The sequence below is a fragment of the Candidatus Dactylopiibacterium carminicum genome, from assembly GCF_014736495.1.
GTDB classification, from domain to species: domain Bacteria; phylum Pseudomonadota; class Gammaproteobacteria; order Burkholderiales; family Rhodocyclaceae; genus Uliginosibacterium; species Uliginosibacterium carminicum.
The window spans coordinates 1-17,435 of the sequence record NZ_MDUX01000019.1 but is presented as its reverse complement, the minus strand read 5'-3'; the positions used below and the strand labels follow the sequence as shown (position 1 = coordinate 17,435).

Annotated in this window: 21 protein-coding genes; 9 read left to right on the top strand and 12 right to left on the bottom strand. The window is 63.6% G+C overall.

The features are described from left to right. Positions 1-18 precede the first annotated feature (18 nt). Positions 19-726, bottom strand: a complete 708-nt coding sequence (phoB, locus tag BGI27_RS07550) for a phosphate regulon transcriptional regulator PhoB (RefSeq protein ID WP_095524280.1) — start codon at positions 724-726, stop codon at positions 19-21. A gap of 191 nt (positions 727-917) precedes the next feature. Here phoB and BGI27_RS07545 point away from each other — a divergent pair, with 191 nt between their 5' ends. The 4 genes from BGI27_RS07545 to ubiE all read left to right on the top strand — a co-directional run bounded on the left by BGI27_RS07545 (position 918) and on the right by ubiE (position 4,426). After that, entirely contained in the window at positions 918-2,309 is a 1,392-nt protein-coding gene (locus BGI27_RS07545) for a patatin-like phospholipase family protein (RefSeq protein ID WP_170942936.1), read from the top strand. A gap of 102 nt (positions 2,310-2,411) precedes the next feature. Next, positions 2,412-3,089 carry a BamA/TamA family outer membrane protein gene (locus tag BGI27_RS07540; RefSeq protein ID WP_095524278.1) on the top strand — a complete coding sequence of 226 codons (678 nt, stop codon included), beginning with the start codon at positions 2,412-2,414 and terminating at the stop codon, positions 3,087-3,089. 158 nt (positions 3,090-3,247) lie between these two features. Then, positions 3,248-3,679: a gamma-butyrobetaine hydroxylase family protein gene (locus BGI27_RS07535; RefSeq protein WP_095524277.1), complete on the top strand. Its 432-nt coding sequence runs from the start codon at positions 3,248-3,250 to the stop codon at positions 3,677-3,679. A gap of 9 nt (positions 3,680-3,688) precedes the next feature. Continuing rightward, positions 3,689-4,426 (top strand): bifunctional demethylmenaquinone methyltransferase/2-methoxy-6-polyprenyl-1,4-benzoquinol methylase UbiE, encoded by a 738-nt coding sequence (gene ubiE / locus BGI27_RS07530; RefSeq protein WP_095524276.1) that lies wholly within the window; start codon positions 3,689-3,691, stop codon positions 4,424-4,426. A gap of 97 nt (positions 4,427-4,523) precedes the next feature. Here the strand turns inward: ubiE and BGI27_RS07525 are convergent, their stop codons facing one another. The 9 genes from BGI27_RS07525 to BGI27_RS18495 all read right to left on the bottom strand — a co-directional run bounded on the left by BGI27_RS07525 (position 4,524) and on the right by BGI27_RS18495 (position 11,013). Then, complete coding sequence (locus tag BGI27_RS07525) at positions 4,524-5,270, bottom strand: hypothetical protein (protein ID WP_095524275.1); 747 nt, start codon at positions 5,268-5,270, stop codon at positions 4,524-4,526. After that, positions 5,212-7,221 carry an InlB B-repeat-containing protein gene (locus BGI27_RS07520; RefSeq protein ID WP_095524274.1) on the bottom strand — a complete coding sequence of 670 codons (2,010 nt, stop codon included), beginning with the start codon at positions 7,219-7,221 and terminating at the stop codon, positions 5,212-5,214. The genes BGI27_RS07525 and BGI27_RS07520 overlap by 59 nt, the downstream gene beginning before the upstream one ends. A gap of 445 nt (positions 7,222-7,666) precedes the next feature. Next, complete coding sequence (locus BGI27_RS07515) at positions 7,667-8,275, bottom strand: flavin prenyltransferase UbiX (protein ID WP_095524273.1); 609 nt, start codon at positions 8,273-8,275, stop codon at positions 7,667-7,669. Further along, a complete protein-coding gene (locus BGI27_RS07510) occupies positions 8,272-8,820 on the bottom strand; it encodes a Gx transporter family protein (RefSeq protein WP_223871663.1) in 549 nt (182 codons plus the stop codon). Before BGI27_RS07510 ends, BGI27_RS07515 begins: the two co-directional genes overlap by 4 nt. Then, positions 8,817-9,191, bottom strand: coding sequence for a NusG domain II-containing protein (locus tag BGI27_RS07505; protein WP_223871662.1), 375 nt, complete (start codon positions 9,189-9,191; stop codon positions 8,817-8,819). Before BGI27_RS07505 ends, BGI27_RS07510 begins: the two co-directional genes overlap by 4 nt. A gap of 20 nt (positions 9,192-9,211) precedes the next feature. After that, on the bottom strand, positions 9,212-10,066 hold the full coding sequence (gene rapZ / locus BGI27_RS07500; RefSeq protein ID WP_095524271.1) for an RNase adapter RapZ: 855 nt from the start codon (positions 10,064-10,066) through the stop codon (positions 9,212-9,214). Positions 10,067-10,140: 74 nt separating this feature from the next. Further along, the gene (locus tag BGI27_RS07495; protein ID WP_095524270.1) at positions 10,141-10,335 is read right to left on the bottom strand and encodes a DUF1289 domain-containing protein; all 195 of its coding nucleotides are present in this window, start codon (positions 10,333-10,335) and stop codon (positions 10,141-10,143) included. Between the two features lie 2 nt (positions 10,336-10,337). After that, on the bottom strand, positions 10,338-10,796 hold the full coding sequence (locus BGI27_RS17970) for an SDR family NAD(P)-dependent oxidoreductase (protein ID WP_263406608.1): 459 nt from the start codon (positions 10,794-10,796) through the stop codon (positions 10,338-10,340). A 16-nt stretch (positions 10,797-10,812) separates the two neighbouring features. Continuing rightward, the gene (locus BGI27_RS18495) at positions 10,813-11,013 is read right to left on the bottom strand and encodes an SDR family NAD(P)-dependent oxidoreductase (protein WP_170942938.1); all 201 of its coding nucleotides are present in this window, start codon (positions 11,011-11,013) and stop codon (positions 10,813-10,815) included. 157 nt (positions 11,014-11,170) lie between these two features. On the opposite strand from BGI27_RS18495, the gene BGI27_RS07480 reads away from it, so the two are divergent. Further along, complete coding sequence (locus tag BGI27_RS07480) at positions 11,171-12,196, top strand: MBL fold metallo-hydrolase (RefSeq protein WP_095524267.1); 1,026 nt, start codon at positions 11,171-11,173, stop codon at positions 12,194-12,196. Positions 12,197-12,230: 34 nt separating this feature from the next. After that, positions 12,231-14,051, top strand: a complete 1,821-nt coding sequence (locus BGI27_RS07475; protein ID WP_095524266.1) for a PHA/PHB synthase family protein — start codon at positions 12,231-12,233, stop codon at positions 14,049-14,051. A 36-nt stretch (positions 14,052-14,087) separates the two neighbouring features. On the opposite strand, the gene BGI27_RS07470 is transcribed toward BGI27_RS07475, so the two are convergent. Continuing rightward, on the bottom strand, positions 14,088-14,528 hold the full coding sequence (locus BGI27_RS07470; protein ID WP_095524265.1) for a PilZ domain-containing protein: 441 nt from the start codon (positions 14,526-14,528) through the stop codon (positions 14,088-14,090). A 190-nt stretch (positions 14,529-14,718) separates the two neighbouring features. Here BGI27_RS07470 and BGI27_RS07465 point away from each other — a divergent pair, with 190 nt between their 5' ends. After that, positions 14,719-15,300 (top strand): DUF2799 domain-containing protein, encoded by a 582-nt coding sequence (locus BGI27_RS07465; RefSeq protein ID WP_170942939.1) that lies wholly within the window; start codon positions 14,719-14,721, stop codon positions 15,298-15,300. On the opposite strand, the gene BGI27_RS07460 is transcribed toward BGI27_RS07465, so the two are convergent. Then, on the bottom strand, positions 15,288-15,563 hold the full coding sequence (locus BGI27_RS07460; RefSeq protein ID WP_095524263.1) for a metal/formaldehyde-sensitive transcriptional repressor: 276 nt from the start codon (positions 15,561-15,563) through the stop codon (positions 15,288-15,290). The two genes, BGI27_RS07465 and BGI27_RS07460, sit on opposite strands and share 13 nt — an antisense overlap. Positions 15,564-15,702: 139 nt before the next feature. Here BGI27_RS07460 and dmeF point away from each other — a divergent pair, with 139 nt between their 5' ends. Together dmeF and BGI27_RS07450 are read left to right on the top strand one after the other, a co-directional pair. Continuing rightward, positions 15,703-16,647, top strand: coding sequence for a CDF family Co(II)/Ni(II) efflux transporter DmeF (dmeF, locus tag BGI27_RS07455; RefSeq protein WP_272896536.1), 945 nt, complete (start codon positions 15,703-15,705; stop codon positions 16,645-16,647). Positions 16,648-16,800: 153 nt separating this feature from the next. Beyond that, a complete protein-coding gene (locus BGI27_RS07450; RefSeq protein ID WP_095529437.1) occupies positions 16,801-17,241 on the top strand; it encodes a hypothetical protein in 441 nt (146 codons plus the stop codon). Positions 17,242-17,435: the final 194 nt, after the last annotated feature.

Sequence of the window (17,435 nt, the reverse complement as noted above, 5' to 3'; positions counted from 1 at the left end):
ATGAATTTTCCGCCCCCTTCAGTTGGTACTGGCGACGGCCATTTCGGTCGACAACCGGTAGCCGCTGCCACGCACGGTCTGGATCAGCCGGTCGTGTCCGGTCGCCTCCAGCGCGCTGCGCAAGCGCCGGATATGCACATCGACAGTACGTTCCTCGACGAACACGTGGTCCCCCCAGACCTGATCGAGCAGCTGCGCACGCGAGTGTACCCGCTCGGCATGTGTCATCAGGAAGTGCAGCAGCCGGAATTCGGTGGGCCCGAGCACGATGCCCTGGCTGCCGGCAACCACACGGTGGGTGACGGGGTCCAGCTTCAGACCGCCCATTTCCACGGCGTCCTCGGTGGCCTGCGGTGCACGGCGGCGCAGCACGGCCTTGATGCGCGCGACCAGTTCGCGCGGCGAAAAAGGCTTGGTGATGTAATCATCGGCACCGATCTCCAGCCCCATGACCTTGTCCTGTTCCTCGCTGCGAGCGGTCAGCATGATGATGGGAATCGCGCGCGTGCGCTCTTCCAGACGCAGGCGGCGAGCCAGCTCGATACCGGAGATGCCGGGCAGCATCCAGTCGAGCAGGATCAGATCGGGCAGCGCATCGCGCACGATGCGCAAGGCCAGCTCAGCATCGGCGGCGCGCATCACGGTATGACCGGCGCGCGTCAGGTTGGCGGCAATCAACTCCTGGATCGCGGGCTCGTCTTCGACGAGCAGGATGTTCGCAGGCATGTCCTCTCCCGGGTGTCAGTGTGGCAGATCGCGAGTCTATTGCGGCTCCGTTAACCTTTTGTGACACGTAACCATTGTGCAACAAGCCGGCTGTGCGCGCCGCAACCAAAACTGCCCTGAGGTCGTTCCGTGCAAGCACCTGACAGCCCGGTATGCTTGCGCCGGAATCCTCTTTGCCGCCGGATCTCCTCGTGAAAGCCCTGCTCCGTCTGCTCCTGCTCGCCCTCCTCTGCTCCGGTGCCCTGGCCGCCGAGCCTCGCGTCGCACTGGTACTGGGCGGTGGCGGTGCTCGCGGCGCGGCCCATATCGGGGTGCTGGAGGTACTGGAGCGGGAACATATCCGCATCGATTGCGTGGCGGGCACCAGCATGGGGGCCCTGGTCGCCGGCGCGTACGCGGCCGGCATGCGCCCGGCGCAGATGCGCGAGGCCTTGCTCTCTGCCGACTGGCTGGACATGTTTCTCGACAATTCGGCCTATTCGGAACTGGACTATCGCCGCCATCAACTCGACCGCCTGTATTTCCCGGGGGCCGAGCTCGGTGTCGGCCCTGGCGGCACGCTGCTGGGTAAGCCAGGCATGATCGCCGGCCAGAATATGAAGCTCTTCTTCAACCGTTTGCTGGGCGCCGATCTGGGCGAACCTCAGATCGAGCGCCTGCACCTGCCGCTGGCCATCGTCGCCACCGACATCGGCAGCGGGGAGCGCGTGGTATTCCGCGACGGCAGCCTCCCGCTAGCGATGCGCGCCAGCATGTCGGTGCCGGGCCTGCTCGATCCGCTCGATTACCGGGGGCGCAAACTCGTCGACGGGGGCCTGGTGGACAACCTGCCAGTCATGGAGGCGCGCGCCCTGTGCAATGCCGACACGGTAATCGCCGTGGAGGTGGGCACGCCGTTACTGCCTTCCGAACAGGTCAATTCCCTGTTCGGCATCACGGCACAAATGATTGGCATCCTGACCAAACAGAATGTCCAGCAATCCCTCGCCCAGCTGCGCCCGCAGCAGGACATCCTCATCCGCCCCGACCTGGAGGGCTTTTCCGCCGCCGACTTCGCGCGCAATACCGAGATCGCCGATCGCGGCCGGGCCGCGGCCGAAGCCATGCAGGCCGCCCTGCAGACGGTGGCAGTGCCTGTCGGCACCTACGCCCGCTGGCGCCAGGAGTTTTCGCCACTGCAGCAGGCCATGCTGCCCATCGATGCGGTAGAGGTGGCCGAACTCCGGCGCGTGAATCCGGAAGTCGTGAGCCGCCACTTGCGCATACGCGTCGGAGACGAGCCTGACGCCGCACGCATCGAGGCCGACGTGCAGCGCATATTCAGCGACGGCTATTACCAATCCGTCGACTACAGCGTGGTCAACACGCGGGATAAGCGCGTGCTGCGCATCACGCCGATCGAAAAGCCCTGGGGGCCCGACTACGCGCGTTTCGGCCTGCGCCTGGACAGCGTGATCGGCAAGCAGTCAAGCTTCAGCCTGCGTGGCGCGCTGCACCAGACCTGGCTCAACTCGCTGGGCGGCGAGATGCTCTACGAAGGCGAAATCGGCCAGACCTCGTCGGCCGCCGTCAGCTGGTATTAGCCGCTCACACCGCGTCAGCGCCTGTTCTTCGAACCCCGCGCCAGCTATCAGCGCACGCAGCAGCCGCTGTATCAGAACAACTGGCGCATCGCCGACTACCAGGTGCGCAAAGGCGAGCTCTCGTTCGCGCTCGGCAGCGTTTTCGGCAGTACCGGTCAGGCCCGCATCGGCTGGACTGGCCGTCATTACGAGTACGAGCTGGAAACCGGCCTGCCGGTGCTGCCCCAGGGTGGCACGTGGTCCAATGGTCTGGACGCCCGCATCGAGATCGACCAGTTCGACCGGCTCTATTTCCCGCAACGCGGCTGGGCCTTCTCCAGCCGCTACTTCAGCGCCTATACCGACGATTACACACGCCTGACCCTGGATCTGAAGACCGCGCACAGCCTGCACGATTTCGTGCTCAACACCCAGTTGCGCCACGATCGCGCGATGCACGGACGCCTGCCCTACTACGATGCCGCCACCCTCGGCGGCTTCCGCCGGATGTCCGGCATGCTCACGGGCCAGATGCTGGGCAACACCACCAGCTTCGCCAGCCTGGACATCGCCCGCATCATCGGCCGCATGCCGCTGGGGCTGCGTGGCGACATGCGCCTTGGGCTCACCCAGGAATTCGGCCGCATGCAGGACGCCTACACCGAAACCCAGCGCACCGGCTGGCAACGCGCCAATGCCGTCTACCTCGGCGGAGAAACGCCGCTGGGTGCGCTCTACCTGGGTTGGGGGCATATGCAGGACGGCCCCACGCACTGGTACCTTTTCCTCGGCACGCCATAGGCCCCGGGGCAGCAGCATGAGACCTGCCGAATGCCTACGGGGGACCGGGGTATGTGACCTTCAAGTCCTGCGGATTGCGGGCAGAGACCATGGAACGCCGCCCACCGCCCGACTCAGCGGTATCATCGCTTTCCCGACGACCAACCCGCCCGCATCCCATGGCCGGTCTCAGCCCAGACACCCCGCTTCCCACCGCGATCACCCTGCACCAGCGGGCGCGCGAACTCGAGATCGCTTTCGAGGATGGTCTCGCCGCGCGCCTGAGCTTCGAGTTCCTGCGCGTGCACTCGCCATCGGCAGAGGTGCGCGGCCACGGTCAGGGCCAGGAAGTGCTGCAGTTCGGCAAGCGCGACGTGGAAGTACGCGACATCCTGCCCGTCGGGCAATACGCCGTCCGCCTGCTGTTCTCCGACGGCCACGACAGCGGGATCTATTCCTGGGATTACCTGCACCTGCTCACACGCGAGCATGAAAACCTGTGGCAGCAGTATCTGGGCCAGCTGGAAGCCGCAGGCGCCAGCCGCGATCCGGCGGCCCCCGTCCCCGAACACCTGCGCCCCAGGCCGGCCAAGGCCTGCGGCAAACACTGAGAGAGCCCCATGAGCGAGAAAACCACCCATTTCGGCTTCGAACAGGTTCCCGAACATGAAAAGGCTGCGCGTGTGCGCGGCGTGTTCGCCTCCGTCGCGCGCAAGTACGACGTGATGAACGACCTCATGTCGCTGGGCATGCACCGGCTCTGGAAAGCCTTCACGGTGGAGCTGGCCAACGTGCGCCCCGGAGAACGCGTACTGGACGTGGCTGGCGGCACCGCCGACCTCTCGCTCGCCTTCGCACGCCGCACCGGCCCGCAGGGTCAGGTGTGGCTCACAGACATCAATCACGACATGCTGGGTGTTGGCCGCGATCGCGTGCTCGACAAAGGCCTGGCGCTGCCGGTGGCGCAGTGCGATGCCGAGAAACTGCCCTTCCCGGACAAGCACTTCGATCTGGTCACCATCGCCTTCGGCCTGCGCAACATGACTCATAAGGAGGTCGCGCTGGCCGAGATGCGCCGTGTACTCAAGCCCGGAGGCCGCCTGCTGGTACTGGAATTCTCGCGCATCTGGAAACCGCTCGCCAAGCCTTACGACGTGTATTCCTTCAAGGTTCTGCCCTGGCTGGGCAAGAAGGTCGCCAACGACTCCGCCAGCTACCAGTACCTCGCCGAATCCATCCGCATGCACCCCGACCAGCCCACGCTGGCCCGCATGATGGAAGGCGTCGGTCTCAAGCGTGTCGAATACTTCAAGCTCGCCGCTGGTGCGGTGGCACTGCATCGCGGCTACAGGCTCTGATTGCGCGGAGCACGCCTCCGCGCCCGCCACACTGGCTGATGGAAAAGAAAAAGCCCCCGGGGGAAACCCCGGGGGCTTTGCGTTTCGCAGATCAGTCTCAGCGGGACTGGAGCGTCACCTCGATGTTTTCCAGTTCCGTCCGGTTGCCGTCTGATGTCGTACCGGTGAACTGGACGCCGAAACCGCCCACAGTGCTGCTCGCGTTCGGCAGCGTGGCACTGAAGTGGATTTCACTTGGCAGCTTGTAGCCCAGTTGCGTGTTGGTCTGCGCGGATGCGGTGGTGACATCCGCCGACAGCACGTTACCCACCAGTTTGAAGACTAGCCTGGCGCCCGGCATGTAGACCGAGCTTTCTACGTAGCTGTTGGGCAGGATCGTCCGCGTGCCATTGACGTACTCGATCATCGAAACACGCGTGGAGTTGCCCGAGGACGGGATCGCCTGATCACCATTGAGCGGGTCTTTCGACAGCCGCTGGAAGCGCAGCGCATAACCCGTCTGGGTTGCCGGATCCCACTTGATATAGACCTCCAGGTACTGATCCGTCGCACTGCCGAAGCCCTGCCCGGCGATCTTCTCCGGCGTCAGCTCCATCGTCAGCGACATGTCGGAGAACGAGCCCTGCGGTTGATAGAGCAGGCGTGCGCCCTGGGTGGCGGTTCTCAGTCCGCGAACCCCCACGGCACCATCGCGGTTACCCACCACGTAGGCCCACGGCGTGCTGGTCGAAGGCGTCCAGGCCTGGGTGATGTCGCTGGGCTTGATCGTATCGGCGTACCAGACGTCATGCTGGTTGAGCACGTGCCCGGTCCAGGTAATGTTGGCGAAGTCGGTGGCGATCACCCTGCGGATTGCTGACGTCTCCCGCCACGATGGCGCGGCTGGTCGACACGTCGACCGGGCTGCCCGCCGCCGGGCTGAACTCGTACTTCGGCGTGATCACGGCCGTGAGGTACTGGCCGATGTCACCCGCCGAAAGCTGGTAGTTCTTGTAGGGTTCGTTCAGCGTCGTGATGGCGACCTGCACGGCCTTGTCTCCCGGTGCGCTGCCCCTGTACCAGGTGATGTCCGAAGCGTCGGTGTAATCCCCATGGTTATAGGCGATCTGCAGTGCAGCCAGATTCTGGCCGATGGTGATCGAGGGCGATCCCACGATGACCGGAGCGGCAACGGTTTCTGGATTGATGTGCAGGGTCACGTGCGCCACCAGCCCGTTGGGGGCGGTTGCCTTAATGACCGTGTCGATGATCTTGCCGGTAGCGTTCAGGTTGGCACGCAGATGGAGCTTGCCGTCGCCGGTGCTGCTCAGTGCCGTGAACAAAGACGTGTCGTACACGAAGGAGATCGACTCGTAGCTGAAGGCGTTTGCCGGCGTGAAGGACGGCGTGACGATGATCTCGTTTGCCGGGTCATCCGACTGCACGCGGGTGGCGTTGGCGGCCAGATCGAAGCGGAACGCGGTGTCATGCATCACTTGCTGGCCAGAAGGATTCCAGCCATCGCTGCCCTTGAGCAGGTTGTAGACGTTGTAGCCGGCGCTGGTCTTGAATGCCTGCAGTGCACTGGCATCCAGCGACAGCGTCACCAGCGGGTTCTGCGGATCGAAGACGACGGGCGTACCGTCCTCATACACGTTGTTCGAGACGTAGTGCGTCACGTCCGGCCTTTGCGTGTTCTCCCAGCGGATCTCTTCCTTCTGCCCCTTGAAGACGTTGTCGATCAGTGCCCAGTTGCCTCCGCTCTTCGAGAACCAGAAGACCTGGCTATCGTTGTAGAAATTGAAGGTCGAGTTCAGGAAGGCTGCGATCGTCGAGGAGCCACCATACGACGGATGGCTACCGTAGAAATCGAAGCTGCAGTTCTCGAAGACGTTGATCCCGCCGCCGGCGATGGCGTCATCGGTCAGCTGGAAGTACGAATTCTTGAAATACGCACGGGTCGGGCTGACGGCGATCAGGTTCAGGAAGCTGACGAAACGCACGTTCTCGAAATACAGCTTGTCCAGCGTGGCGACCCCGTCGGCATTCGTGATCGTCTGAGCCTGGACGCGCGCATCAGTCCGTCTCGACAGGTTTTGCGACGGGTCGCGCGGGAAGACCAGATCGACCGAGGTGTAGTTGCCAACCGTCAGGTTGTAGGCGGAGAAATTCGTCCCGATGCCGATCACGTTCCAATTGCCATTCGAGCCCATGGTTTGGCCGCGGTTACCGGCGATCCTCACATCGTCCGCATTGGAGGTAAGCCCCCTGAAGATCAACCCGGACTGCGGGAACGAGATGCCGATCAGGCCCGGATGCTCGGGCGTGTTGGCATTGTTCGTATCCTGGTAGTCGTCGGTCCAGTACACCCCGGGGGCGAAGTTGACGGTGGTGCCATCGGCAATACCGGCGGCCTTCAGTTCCTGCAGGGTCTTGAAGGTGAATTCGGTCCGTCGTGCTTCGGTCAGGTAGGCATCCACGATCACGTTGGATGCGGAGGGCGTGATGAACTTGGCTTTAAGCACGAGATCGGAGGCGACCTTGTCGTGCGCAAAGTCCCACATCTGACCCTCGCCCTCGCCAGCGATGAACCAACCAACGAAATAACTACCCTGCCCCTTGGCCGGCGCGGCCGGTGCCGTCAGCAGTGCGCCATTGCTCACCTGAACCTGGGTCTTGGTACCTTCGACGTCATAGGAAATCGTACGCGGCACAGCAGCGTCGCCACCACCACAAGCCGCCAAGATGAAAAGAGAAAACGCCATGACCACCAGCGAGAGGGGATTTCCTCTCGCATAAGTTTTATTGCAATCCATGTCTCCTGCCCTTTCTTCAGGCTGCCCTGGCAGCCCGCTGGACTTAACGAATCAATCGATGCTGCGTGGGGGGCTTCCACCACCGGTCGTTTCCGCCTACCGGCAGAACAAGAACGTAAGGCCAACGAATGCCGTGTCGGGCACGGCGATTCGATGGCCCGGTGGGGATGTCCTGCTCAGTCGAAAAAACTGTACTTAAGTACGGGATGTAAATTAATCCAAAATAATCCCGGGAACAATTTAATTCATGTAAGCGTTTTCCCCAGGAGCAGCAATCTCCTCAAAGCAAACAAAGAGGTGTATGTCGGCCCGCTGCGTCAGCAGAATCCAGGACGCAAGTAGCCCATCGACGTGAGAATGGAGAGATCAGGAGCGCCGGATGGCGTGCCCAAATGGCGTGCCCAAATGGCGTGGCACGCATGGCCAGAACGCGGGCCCCATGCGTTCAATGCTCGGGGCTTGCGCCCCACCGCGCCATCAATTGATGCGGCACGCCGAGCTGATCGAGGATGCGGGCAACGACGAAATCGATGAGGTCGGCAATGCTCTGCGGCTGGTGGTAGAAACCGGGATTGGGCGGCAGGATCACCACCCCCAGGCGTGCCAGGCGCAGCATGTTCTCCAGATGCAGGGCCGAAAACGGTGCTTCGCGCGGCACCAGCACCAGTCTGCGGCCTTCCTTGATGCAGACGTCGGCAGCACGCTCGATGAGGTTGGACGACAGGCCGGCAGCCACGGCCGCCAGCGTACCCATGGTGCAAGGGCAGATCGCCATCGCGTCCGGCGGATTGGTCCCGGAGGCGATGGGGGCGAACCATTCCTCGCGGCCATACACCAGCAGCTCCCCGGGCAAGGCGGCAAAGCGTTCGCGCAGTGCCGCCTCGGTCTCCTTGGGCTGGGCGAGCGCGAGATCCATTTCCTGACGCGCGACGATCTGCGCTGCCTGCGTATACACCAGTTGCACACGGCAGCCGGCGGCCAGCAGGGTTTCGACGAGGCGGATGCCATAGGGCATGCCGGAAGCACCGGTGAGAGCGACGGCGATGGTCTTCATGATGAGGGCACGGATTCTGGATTGGCGGGCACCGATGGCTCGGCGATCAAGCGGGCGACGATAAGGCCATTGACCAGACCGAACACCGTGGCGGCGGCCGAAAATACCGGCCAGAGGGCCCACAGCCCCTCATGCGGCACCAGCCAGACGCGTGCCAGCAGCATCTGCCCGAGCATGTGGGCGAAGGCGGCAAAGAGCGACAGGCTGACCGGGCCGAACCAGCGCCGGGGCAGGCTCACAGTCAGCGCCAATGTGGCAAGACTGAAAAGGCTGCCGGCGAGGCTGAGGAAAAACCCGGGCGCGAACAGCTGGCCCAGCAGCAGATTGGCGGCGAACACGCGCAGCAATGCCACCCAGGCGGCTTCATGCCAGCCATGGCGCAGCAACACCAGCAACACGACGATATTCGCCAGCCCTGGTTTCACGCCGGGCAGCGGTGATGGAATCGCTGCTTCCGCCACCGACAGCATGATCGCCGCCGCCGCATAGCGGGCCACACGGTAGTCACTGGCATCGGCACGGATCTCAAGCGTGTTCATGCTCAATACACCAGGGAGTCATAGAGGCTGCGGCGCGCATCCAGCTGCAGCGAAATCTCGTTCGGCGCACAGATCGCCACCGCGCCCGCACGTGTCAGCCAGCCCTGCTTGACGCAGTACTGGCGGGGGCCAGGATCGATCGCTACACGCGCACGCCCCGGCTGCACCTCGATCAGGGTCTCTCCCAGCGGGCCCCGCACCCGGAATTCGGCCGGTTTGTCCAGGCTCAGCCGCGCCACCACTTCGCCACGCAGACGCACCAGCGCATGCTCCGGCACATCGCTGCGCCACAGGCTGCGTGCAGCGGCCAGGGTAGCCACGATAGCCACCAGCAGCACCAGCCAGTCGCCGGCGCGCAGCAGATGCAGCGCACGCAAATGCCCTCGCCAGTCTGCCCTCACCGTTGCTGCCCGGCGGCCAATGCCCGATGCCGCAACATCACGCGCGCCTCGCCGGCAAACGCCTGCGCCAGTCGTTCGGCCAGATAGACAGAGCGATGCTGCCCCCCGGTACAACCGATGGCCACGGTGAGATGGCTCCGCCCGTCACGGCGGAAGACCGGCAGCCAGCGCGCCACGAAACCCTGGATGTCGGCCTGCATATGCTGGACCTCCTCGCTGGCAGCAAGGAAGTCCGCCACGGGCTGATCCTGCCCGGTCAGCAATCGCAACGCAGGATCGTAGAACGGGTTGGGCAGGCAGCGCACGTCGAAGACGAAATCCGCATCCACCGGTAACCCATGCTTGAAGCCGAAGGACTGGAACAGCAGGGTGGTGCCCGCACCAGAGGGAATCTGGATCAGTTCGCGCACCCAGGAGCGCAGCACGTTCGGATGCAGGGCGCTGGTGTCGATGCGTTGCCCCAGCTCGGCCACACGCGACAGCAACTCGCGCTCACGCCGTATCGCTTCTTCCAGGGTAACGCCATCCTCGGCCAGTGGATGGCGGCGGCGGGTTTCGGAGAAACGCGCGATCAGTGCTTCGTCGCGTGAGTCCAGGAAGATGAAGCGCAGGTCATCCACTTGCGTGCGTGCTGCCGCCACACGCTCGGGCAGGCCGGCGATGCTTACGCCGGAGCGCACATCCATGGCCACGCCGACACGGGCATAGCCCTCGGCAGCCAGTTGTACGATCAGGGGTTCGAGCAGGGTCGAGGGCAGATTGTCGACGCAGTAATAGCCTGCGTCCTCGAGCACCTTGAGCGCGATGCTCTTGCCTGAACCCGATAATCCGCTGATGAGGGTGAGTTGCATGCCAAATGTCTTTCGTCTTTCCGGCGCGAACGCGCGCAGGACGTCCGACGCTGCAAGGATAGCGAAAATCCGCGTCACTGACCGCCGGTACGGCGGTGTTCGGCACGACGCTGTTCGCAGCGCAGCAGGATCGCGGTACGCGCGACGGCATCCGCCTCCTGCCAACCGGTGATCTCGGAGACGTGGCGGAAGCAGCCCAGGCAGACATTGTGGTCGTCCAGACAGCAACGCCGCACGCAGGGCGACGCGGGCAGATCCTGTTGCGCCATGCTCACCAGTGGAGGCTGCGGCCGAGATGGTCGAAGAAGCCGCCATTGCTGTCCGCACCAAGCCCGCCGATCACCTGGCGCAGCCCATCCACGGACTCGCTCACGCCGACCAGTGCACTCTCGCCGCCCATGTCGGTACGCACCCAGCCCGGATGCAGCGCCACCACGGTCACGCCGCGCAAGCCGTGCTCCATCGCGGCCATCTTCACCACCATGTTCACGGCAGCCTTGGAGGTGCGGTAGGTGAGCGAATCTGCACTCGTGGTTTCCTGGATCGACCCCATGCGCGAGGAAAGCACGGCAATCACGCCGCCGTTGTCGACCACGGACAGCGCGAAGGCATCGATCAGCTGCATCGGCCCCAGCACGTTGGTATGCATGACCAGATCGAACTCCGCGCGCGTCGGCACTTGGAAATGTTTGCCCCCCGGGCCTGCCACCCCGGCGTTGATGATCAGCAGATCGATCGTCCGCTTGTCAAGGCTTGCTCGCGCGCGCGATGGAGTCGGTATCCACCACGTCCAGCTTCATCAACTCGACGTCCGGCGCCAGCCAGCTGCGTGCGGCTTCCGGATTGCGGCAGCCGGCAATCACCTGCCAGCCCTCCGCCGCATATTGCACGGCCAGCTCCAGCCCGATGCCACGGCTGGCCCCTGCGATCAGCACGGTCTTGCTCATCTCTCGCGTCTCTTTGATCAGGAAGGTTGATGCCCCGGGCATTATGAGCCCGATCTTTCCGCCAAGGCTAGCGGCAGCGCGTGACCGCCACGCCGCCGCCCGGGATGATCCACCCCGGGGCTTGTCCGCCTCACCGGCGGCATTGCATCATGCATCGATGCAGACGACTCTCGATCATCCTTTTCCCACGCCTCCGGATGCCGGCGGACAATCCGCCGTGGCGCCCGGCGTGTACTGGCTGCGCCTGGCACTGCCCTGGCGCCTGGATCATATCAACCTGTGGCTGCTGGAGGATGGTGGCGAGCGCGTACTGGTCGATACCGGCCTGGGAGATGACGCAACCCGCGAGCACTGGACTCAATGGCTGGAGAGAGCCCGGCATCCATTGTCCGGCATCCTGGTCACACACTACCACCCGGACCACCTCGGCAACGCGGCCTGGCTCGCCGCGCGCACCGGCGCACCGATCAGCATGGCGCTGGGCGAATTGCTGCTGGCCCGTGCCGTGTACGCCCAGTTGCCGGGCTTCGACACCGCTGCGATGCTGACCCAGTTCCGCAGCCATGGGCTGGATGAGGCCTCGCTGACCCGGCTGGAAGCGCGCGGCAACGTATACCGGCGTGGCGTGCCCGAGCTGCCCCGGCAAATCCGGCGGCTCGCCGATGGCGACGAATTCCGTGTCGGAACCCAACGCTGGCGGGTAATCGCAGGGATGGGACATAGCCCCGAGCACCTCGCCCTGCACAATGCAGAGGCTGGCGTACTGATCTCCGGTGACATGCTCCTGCCACGCATCAGTACCCATGTCGCAGTGCCGCCTGCGATTCCGGAAGACGACGCCGTAGAACGTTACCTCACCAGCCTGCAGGCATTCATGCCGCTGCCTGCCGAAACGCTGGTGCTCCCCTCGCACGGCCTGCCCTTCCGCGGGCTGCATGCCCGGATAGGGCAGCTGCAGGCGCACCATGCCGAGCGCGATGCAAAAATGTGCGCGGACCTGGACACTCCACGCTCGGCCGCCGACATCCTTGCCACCTTGTTCCGGCGCGAACTGGACGCCCACCAGTTGATGTTCGCCATGAGCGAAGCCATCGCCCACCTGAACCATGCAGCAGCAGCCGGCCGTTTGCGCCGACTGGAACCCACGCCCGACGGCGTGGTCCGTTTCCTGGCAACCGACTGACCTCCCCCAACCGTTTCATCGCAGGAGTCACGCCATGGCCACCGCACAGACCGAAGCGCCCAAACCCGAACTGCCGGACCCCGAAGAACTGGCCCGTACCTATGCCGAGGTGGCGCAGCGGGCCTCCCGCCTGCTGGGGGAGCACCTGCAGCGCGAAGCGCGTTGCGGCATCGAGCCGCCAAAGGATGAGTTCGGCGTGGCCCAGGCCTTTCTCGACATGACGCACAAGCTGCTCTCGGATCCGTTCCGCCTGGCGCAGGCGCAGATGAATCTGGCGTGGGACTACTACACGCTGTGGCAGCACACCATGCAGCGCGCCTGGGGCCTATCGCCCGATCCGGTGGCTGTGCCGGAAAAATCCGACAAGCGCTTCAAGCATGAGGACTGGCAGGAATCCTTTCTTTTCGACTTCATCAAACAGAGCTATTTGATCGCTGCACGCAACATCCATGACACCGTGTGCTGCGTGGAAGGGCTGGACGATGAAACGCAGAAGAAGGTCAATTTCTACACGCGCCAGTACATCGACGCGATCTCGCCCTCCAATTTCGCACTGACCAACCCCGAGGTGTTCCAGGAAACACTGCGCACCCAGGGCCAGAACCTGATCCGGGGTTTCAACAACCTGTTACGCGACGTGGAAGCAGGCAATGGCCAGCTGCGCATCCGCATGACCGATACCTCGGCCTTCGAGCTGGGCAAGAACGTGGCCACTACACCGGGCAAGGTGGTGTTCCAGAACGACATGATGCAGTTGCTGCACTACACGCCGACCACCGAGAAGGCCTTCGCACGCCCGCTGCTGATCGTGCCACCCTGGATCAACAAGTACTACATCCTCGATCTGCGCGAAAAGAACTCCTACATCAAATGGGCGGTAGACCAAGGGCACAGCGTTTTCGTGATCAGCTGGGTGAATCCCGATTCACGCCACGCCGAGAAGGGCTTCGACGACTATCTATCCGAAGGGATATTCACGGCACTGGACGCCGTGATCGAGCAGACCGGCGCCAAGGAAGTAAACGCCGCCGGCTACTGCCTGGGCGGCACCCTGCTCGCCTGCGCACTGGCCTGGATGGCCGTGAAGCGCGACAAACGCATTGCCTCGGCCACCTTCTTCACGACCTTGCTGGATTTCTCGCAACCGGGCGAACTGGGCGTATTCATCGACGAACAGCAGGTACAGGCGCTGGAGAAACGCATGGCCGAGCGCGGCTACCTCGAAGGCTCGGAGATGGCCGGCACCTTCAACATGCTGCGAGCCAACGATCTGATCTGGTCCTTCGTGGTCAACAACTACCTGATGGGCAAGGATCCCTTCCCCTTCGACCTGCTCTACTGGAATTCCGATTCCACCCGTCTGCCGGCCAAGATGCACAGTTTCTACCTGCGCCGCATGTACATGGAAAACGCGCTGAGCACCCCCGGCAGCATCGAACTGTGCGGCGTGAAGATCGATCTCTCGAAGATCAAGATTCCTTGCTATTTCATCTCCACGCTGGAAGATCACATCGCCCCCTGGAAGACCACCTACCTCGGCGCGCGGTTGCTGGGGCGCACGCCACGCTTCGTGCTTGGTGGCTCTGGCCACATCGCCGGCATCGTGAATCCGCCGGCGGCGAACAAATACGGTTTCTGGGTGCATGAGGACGGTGAGCTCCCGGAAGAGGCCGAAGCCTGGCAGGCGGGCGCACAACAGCATGCAGGATCCTGGTGGACCGACTGGCAGCACTGGGTGACTGCGCTCGACAGCAAGCAGGTGCCTGCCATCGACCCCGCTGACGACAAACTGGGCGTGCTGGAAGACGCGCCGGGCGGCTACGTCAAGGCACGCCTGGACAAGAGCGCGCGCTGAACGCCCATGACAAGACGCCGCGTGACGCACGCGGCGTCAGTCCATCCGGGGGAAATTCGCCGCATAACGCATGATCCACTCCTGTGCGGCCTCCGCGCTTGAAAGCAGACGCCCTTCGCGGCGAGCCACCATGGCCCGATAGCGCTCGATCTGACAGAGTTGCTCGACCATGCGGGCGGCAAACATGTCTTCCTGGGCCAGGAACTGGATTCCCAGTTCATAGCAGCGGCGATCCGGGCGACACCAGACCACGGCGCCGATTGCCCTGAAAGGGTCGTGCCCCACAGGGATTTCCACCGAAACCTCCCGGCCCACGTCGATCGGCGCCTCGGAACGGCAGGCCAGGCCTCCCAGGCTGACATTGCGCAGATGGCGGGGGCCTGTCTCCGGATGCCCCTCGCACTGGATGTGGATGGGCATTTCGGAGGGATGGCGCAGGAACGCGCGCTGCTGTACTCGAGAGGATCTCTGGTTCATGGGGCGACGTATTGGATACCTGTAGCTGAACGATAGTCCGCCATGTATGGATTCCAGCGTCCCCACATGGAAAGCGTGACAAAAATCACACCTGTTTTCCAGGTTTTTCAAAGCACTCCGTACGCAATCCGGTACGTTCCTCCCTGACAGCCCATCAGGCTTTCATCGCGCCATGGCCAGGGCTAGACTGATGCCTCCTTCGTCAGTCCAGCGTCTGCCGCCGGTGCTCTCCCGCCATCTGCCCCTACTGTTGCTGACGACCATCCTGTGCGCGGCCTGCTCCGTGCCAGGCGGCCCGCCGTGTGATGACAGCGACTGGGAGCACATGGGCTTTCGCGATGGACAGCGCGGCCGCAGTCTCGAGCAGCCGGATACACAATGCCCGATCCCCCTGGAGGCGGACTTCGCGCGCTATCTGCGAGGCCGTGAGCGTGGACTGGCGTACTACTGCACAGCCGCCAACGGTCTGGCGGCAGGACGCAGTGGCAAGACCTACACCGAGGTCTGTCCGGCGACCAGCGAACGTGACTTCCTGCATGGCTACAGCCTGGGTCAGTCGATCCTGGCCGCCAGGCAGCGCATCGATACGCTGGAACAGCGCCGCAGACATGTCGAAGCACAGATCGACCGGAGACGCAGCTCTCCCCGGGATCTGCAGCCGCAACTCGAACAACTGCGCCTGAAACTGGACATGGCCTGGGATGAGTTGCGCCGCCGGGAGGCTCACGCTGCTCGGCGTGCGCCGCCAGGCCCCGGCGCTCAGCGCATGTAGCTGCGCAAGGCCGCGAGCAGGGGCTCCAGGTCGTGCGCGCGCTCGGCCTCGGTACGTTCTGGCGACAGCAGGTGGTCACGGATGTGCCCTTCCATCACGTGGTTCATCAAGCCACTCACTGCCCCACGCACGGCAGCGATCTGCTGCAGCACCGCACTGCAGTCACTCCCCTCTTTCAGTGCCACCTCCAGCGCGGCGAGCTGGCCCTTGATGCGGCGTACGCGGGTCAGCAAGGGTTTGCGTTCTCGGATGGTATGGGGCATGGCAATCTGTCCTGGCAGGAATATACTGGGGGGAGTATTAAAAAGAAGGTTCTGGTGAAATCCCAGGGCTTTCCCGATCTCCTTTCGGAGCGACCGGAATCCATCGAGGCCGGGCCAGCGCTCGCGAAAATTTCCCCTCATGGACGTCCATTCTATGTCGCAGACACACCACTGCAGCCATGCCGGCGACTTCAGTACCGGCAACCCGATTGGCGAGCGTGCCACACGCATCGCCGTCATCCTCACTCTCGTCGTCATGGTCGCCGAGATCACCGGTGGCTGGTACTTCGGCTCCATGGCACTGCTGGCCGATGGCTGGCACATGAGTTCGCACGCCCTGGCGCTGGGTCTGTCCGTGCTGGCCTGGCGGCTGTCGGCCCGTTTCGCACATGATCCGCGCTTTTCCTTCGGCGCCTGGCGTTTCGAAGTGCTTGGTGGCTATACCAGCGCGCTGATCCTGCTGGGCGTGGCGCTGCTGATGGCCTGGGAATCGCTAGCCCGGCTGTCCGCGCCACGCCCCATCCATTACGACGAAGCCATCGCCGTGGCCGTCGTCGGTCTGCTGACCAACCTCGTCTGCGCCTGGTTGCTGCGCGACCAGCATGACCACAGCCACGAGCATCATGCTCATGCTGATCACGAGCACGCCGATCTCAACCTGCGCGCAGCCTATCTGCACGTCCTGGCAGACGCGGCCACCTCGGTGCTCGCCATCCTCGCGCTGCTGGCCGGGCGTCTGTGGGGCGCGGACTGGCTGGACCCAGTCATCGGCATTGTCGGTGCGCTGCTCGTGGGAAGCTGGGCGCTGGGTTTGCAGCGCCAGACGGGGCTGGTGCTGCTCGATGCGGAAATGGATGCGCCAGTGGTCGAGGAAATCCGCGAGGTGATCGCCGCCAGCCCGGTGCCTGCACGTATCCGCGACCTGCATGTCTGGCGCATCGGCAAGGGTCAGTACGCCTGCATCCTGGGCCTAGAACTCAGCGGTTTTGGCAGGGTGGGGGCCGAGTACTTCCGCAACCGGCTCCGCATCCACGAAGAGCTGGTCCATGTCACCGTGGAACTGCAGCACACGGAATCGACCTGACGCCGTCACCGTCCGCAGATCCTGCAGCCAGAAAGCACAGCACGGGCAAGCTTTGCCGGCAGACACTGCCGCAAACATGCTCCACGCTGCCTGGCACGCCCCTGGAACATTGCTTGCATCGGCAGAAGTCCATCCTGTGTGGAGACTTCCGCCATGAGAATCGAGGATTCGATCAGCTACGCCGCCGGGCGTCTATCCCAGCCACTTGCCGTCGGTAATACGACCACATCCTTCTCCAGCGCGCTCGCTGGCGCACAGCAGCAACAGGCTGCCGCCGCCGTCGGCAAGAGCGCCGGCAGCGCCGATTCCGGTGAGCTGAAGAGCGAGACACCCAACCGCCTCGAAAGCCTGCTCGAGGAATTACGCGAATACCAGCGCAAGAGCCCCATGGAGCGGCTGCGCGAGCAACTGCTCGCAGACATGAACCTCACCGAAGAAAGCCTTGCCGCCTTGCCGCCGGAACAACGCGAGGCCATCGAAGCCGCGATCACGGCCGAGATCAAGGCCCGTCTGCTGGCGCAGGACAAGCAGACGCCCGACACGACCAACATTAGTGCCGATGCCCGCTTGCAACAACTGCTTGCCGCCGGCTGATCCTGCGGCACGCTGTTCATCACACTTGTATTTCGACAATTAACGAAATAATATTCGCCAGAGCACGAAATAAATTTCGTGCTCTGGCGAATTCATGAGCACTTCCGATACTTTCGGTTTCCCCTCTCCCGATCTCGACGAGTAAAGCGGCTTTGAATTCCGGATGAAACTGCTTTGAAAACCGGATGCGAATT

Coding starts and splice junctions, on each gene's coding strand:
- phoB (WP_095524280.1), bottom strand. CDS start 726: ATGCCTGCGAACATCCTGCTCGTCGAAGACGAGCCCGCGATCCAGGAG.
- BGI27_RS07535 (WP_095524277.1), top strand. CDS start 3,248: ATGGCCGGTCTCAGCCCAGACACCCCGCTTCCCACCGCGATCACCCTG.
- ubiE (WP_095524276.1), top strand. CDS start 3,689: ATGAGCGAGAAAACCACCCATTTCGGCTTCGAACAGGTTCCCGAACAT.
- BGI27_RS07520 (WP_095524274.1), bottom strand. CDS start 7,221: ATGGATTGCAATAAAACTTATGCGAGAGGAAATCCCCTCTCGCTGGTG.
- BGI27_RS07515 (WP_095524273.1), bottom strand. CDS start 8,275: ATGAAGACCATCGCCGTCGCTCTCACCGGTGCTTCCGGCATGCCCTAT.
- rapZ (WP_095524271.1), bottom strand. CDS start 10,066: ATGCAACTCACCCTCATCAGCGGATTATCGGGTTCAGGCAAGAGCATC.
- BGI27_RS07495 (WP_095524270.1), bottom strand. CDS start 10,335: ATGGCGCAACAGGATCTGCCCGCGTCGCCCTGCGTGCGGCGTTGCTGT.
- BGI27_RS18495 (WP_170942938.1), bottom strand. CDS start 11,013: ATGAGCAAGACCGTGCTGATCGCAGGGGCCAGCCGTGGCATCGGGCTG.
- BGI27_RS07480 (WP_095524267.1), top strand. CDS start 11,171: ATGCAGACGACTCTCGATCATCCTTTTCCCACGCCTCCGGATGCCGGC.
- BGI27_RS07475 (WP_095524266.1), top strand. CDS start 12,231: ATGGCCACCGCACAGACCGAAGCGCCCAAACCCGAACTGCCGGACCCC.
- BGI27_RS07470 (WP_095524265.1), bottom strand. CDS start 14,528: ATGAACCAGAGATCCTCTCGAGTACAGCAGCGCGCGTTCCTGCGCCAT.
- BGI27_RS07465 (WP_170942939.1), top strand. CDS start 14,719: ATGCCTCCTTCGTCAGTCCAGCGTCTGCCGCCGGTGCTCTCCCGCCAT.
- BGI27_RS07460 (WP_095524263.1), bottom strand. CDS start 15,563: ATGCCCCATACCATCCGAGAACGCAAACCCTTGCTGACCCGCGTACGC.
- dmeF (WP_272896536.1), top strand. CDS start 15,703: ATGGACGTCCATTCTATGTCGCAGACACACCACTGCAGCCATGCCGGC.
- BGI27_RS07450 (WP_095529437.1), top strand. CDS start 16,801: ATGAGAATCGAGGATTCGATCAGCTACGCCGCCGGGCGTCTATCCCAG.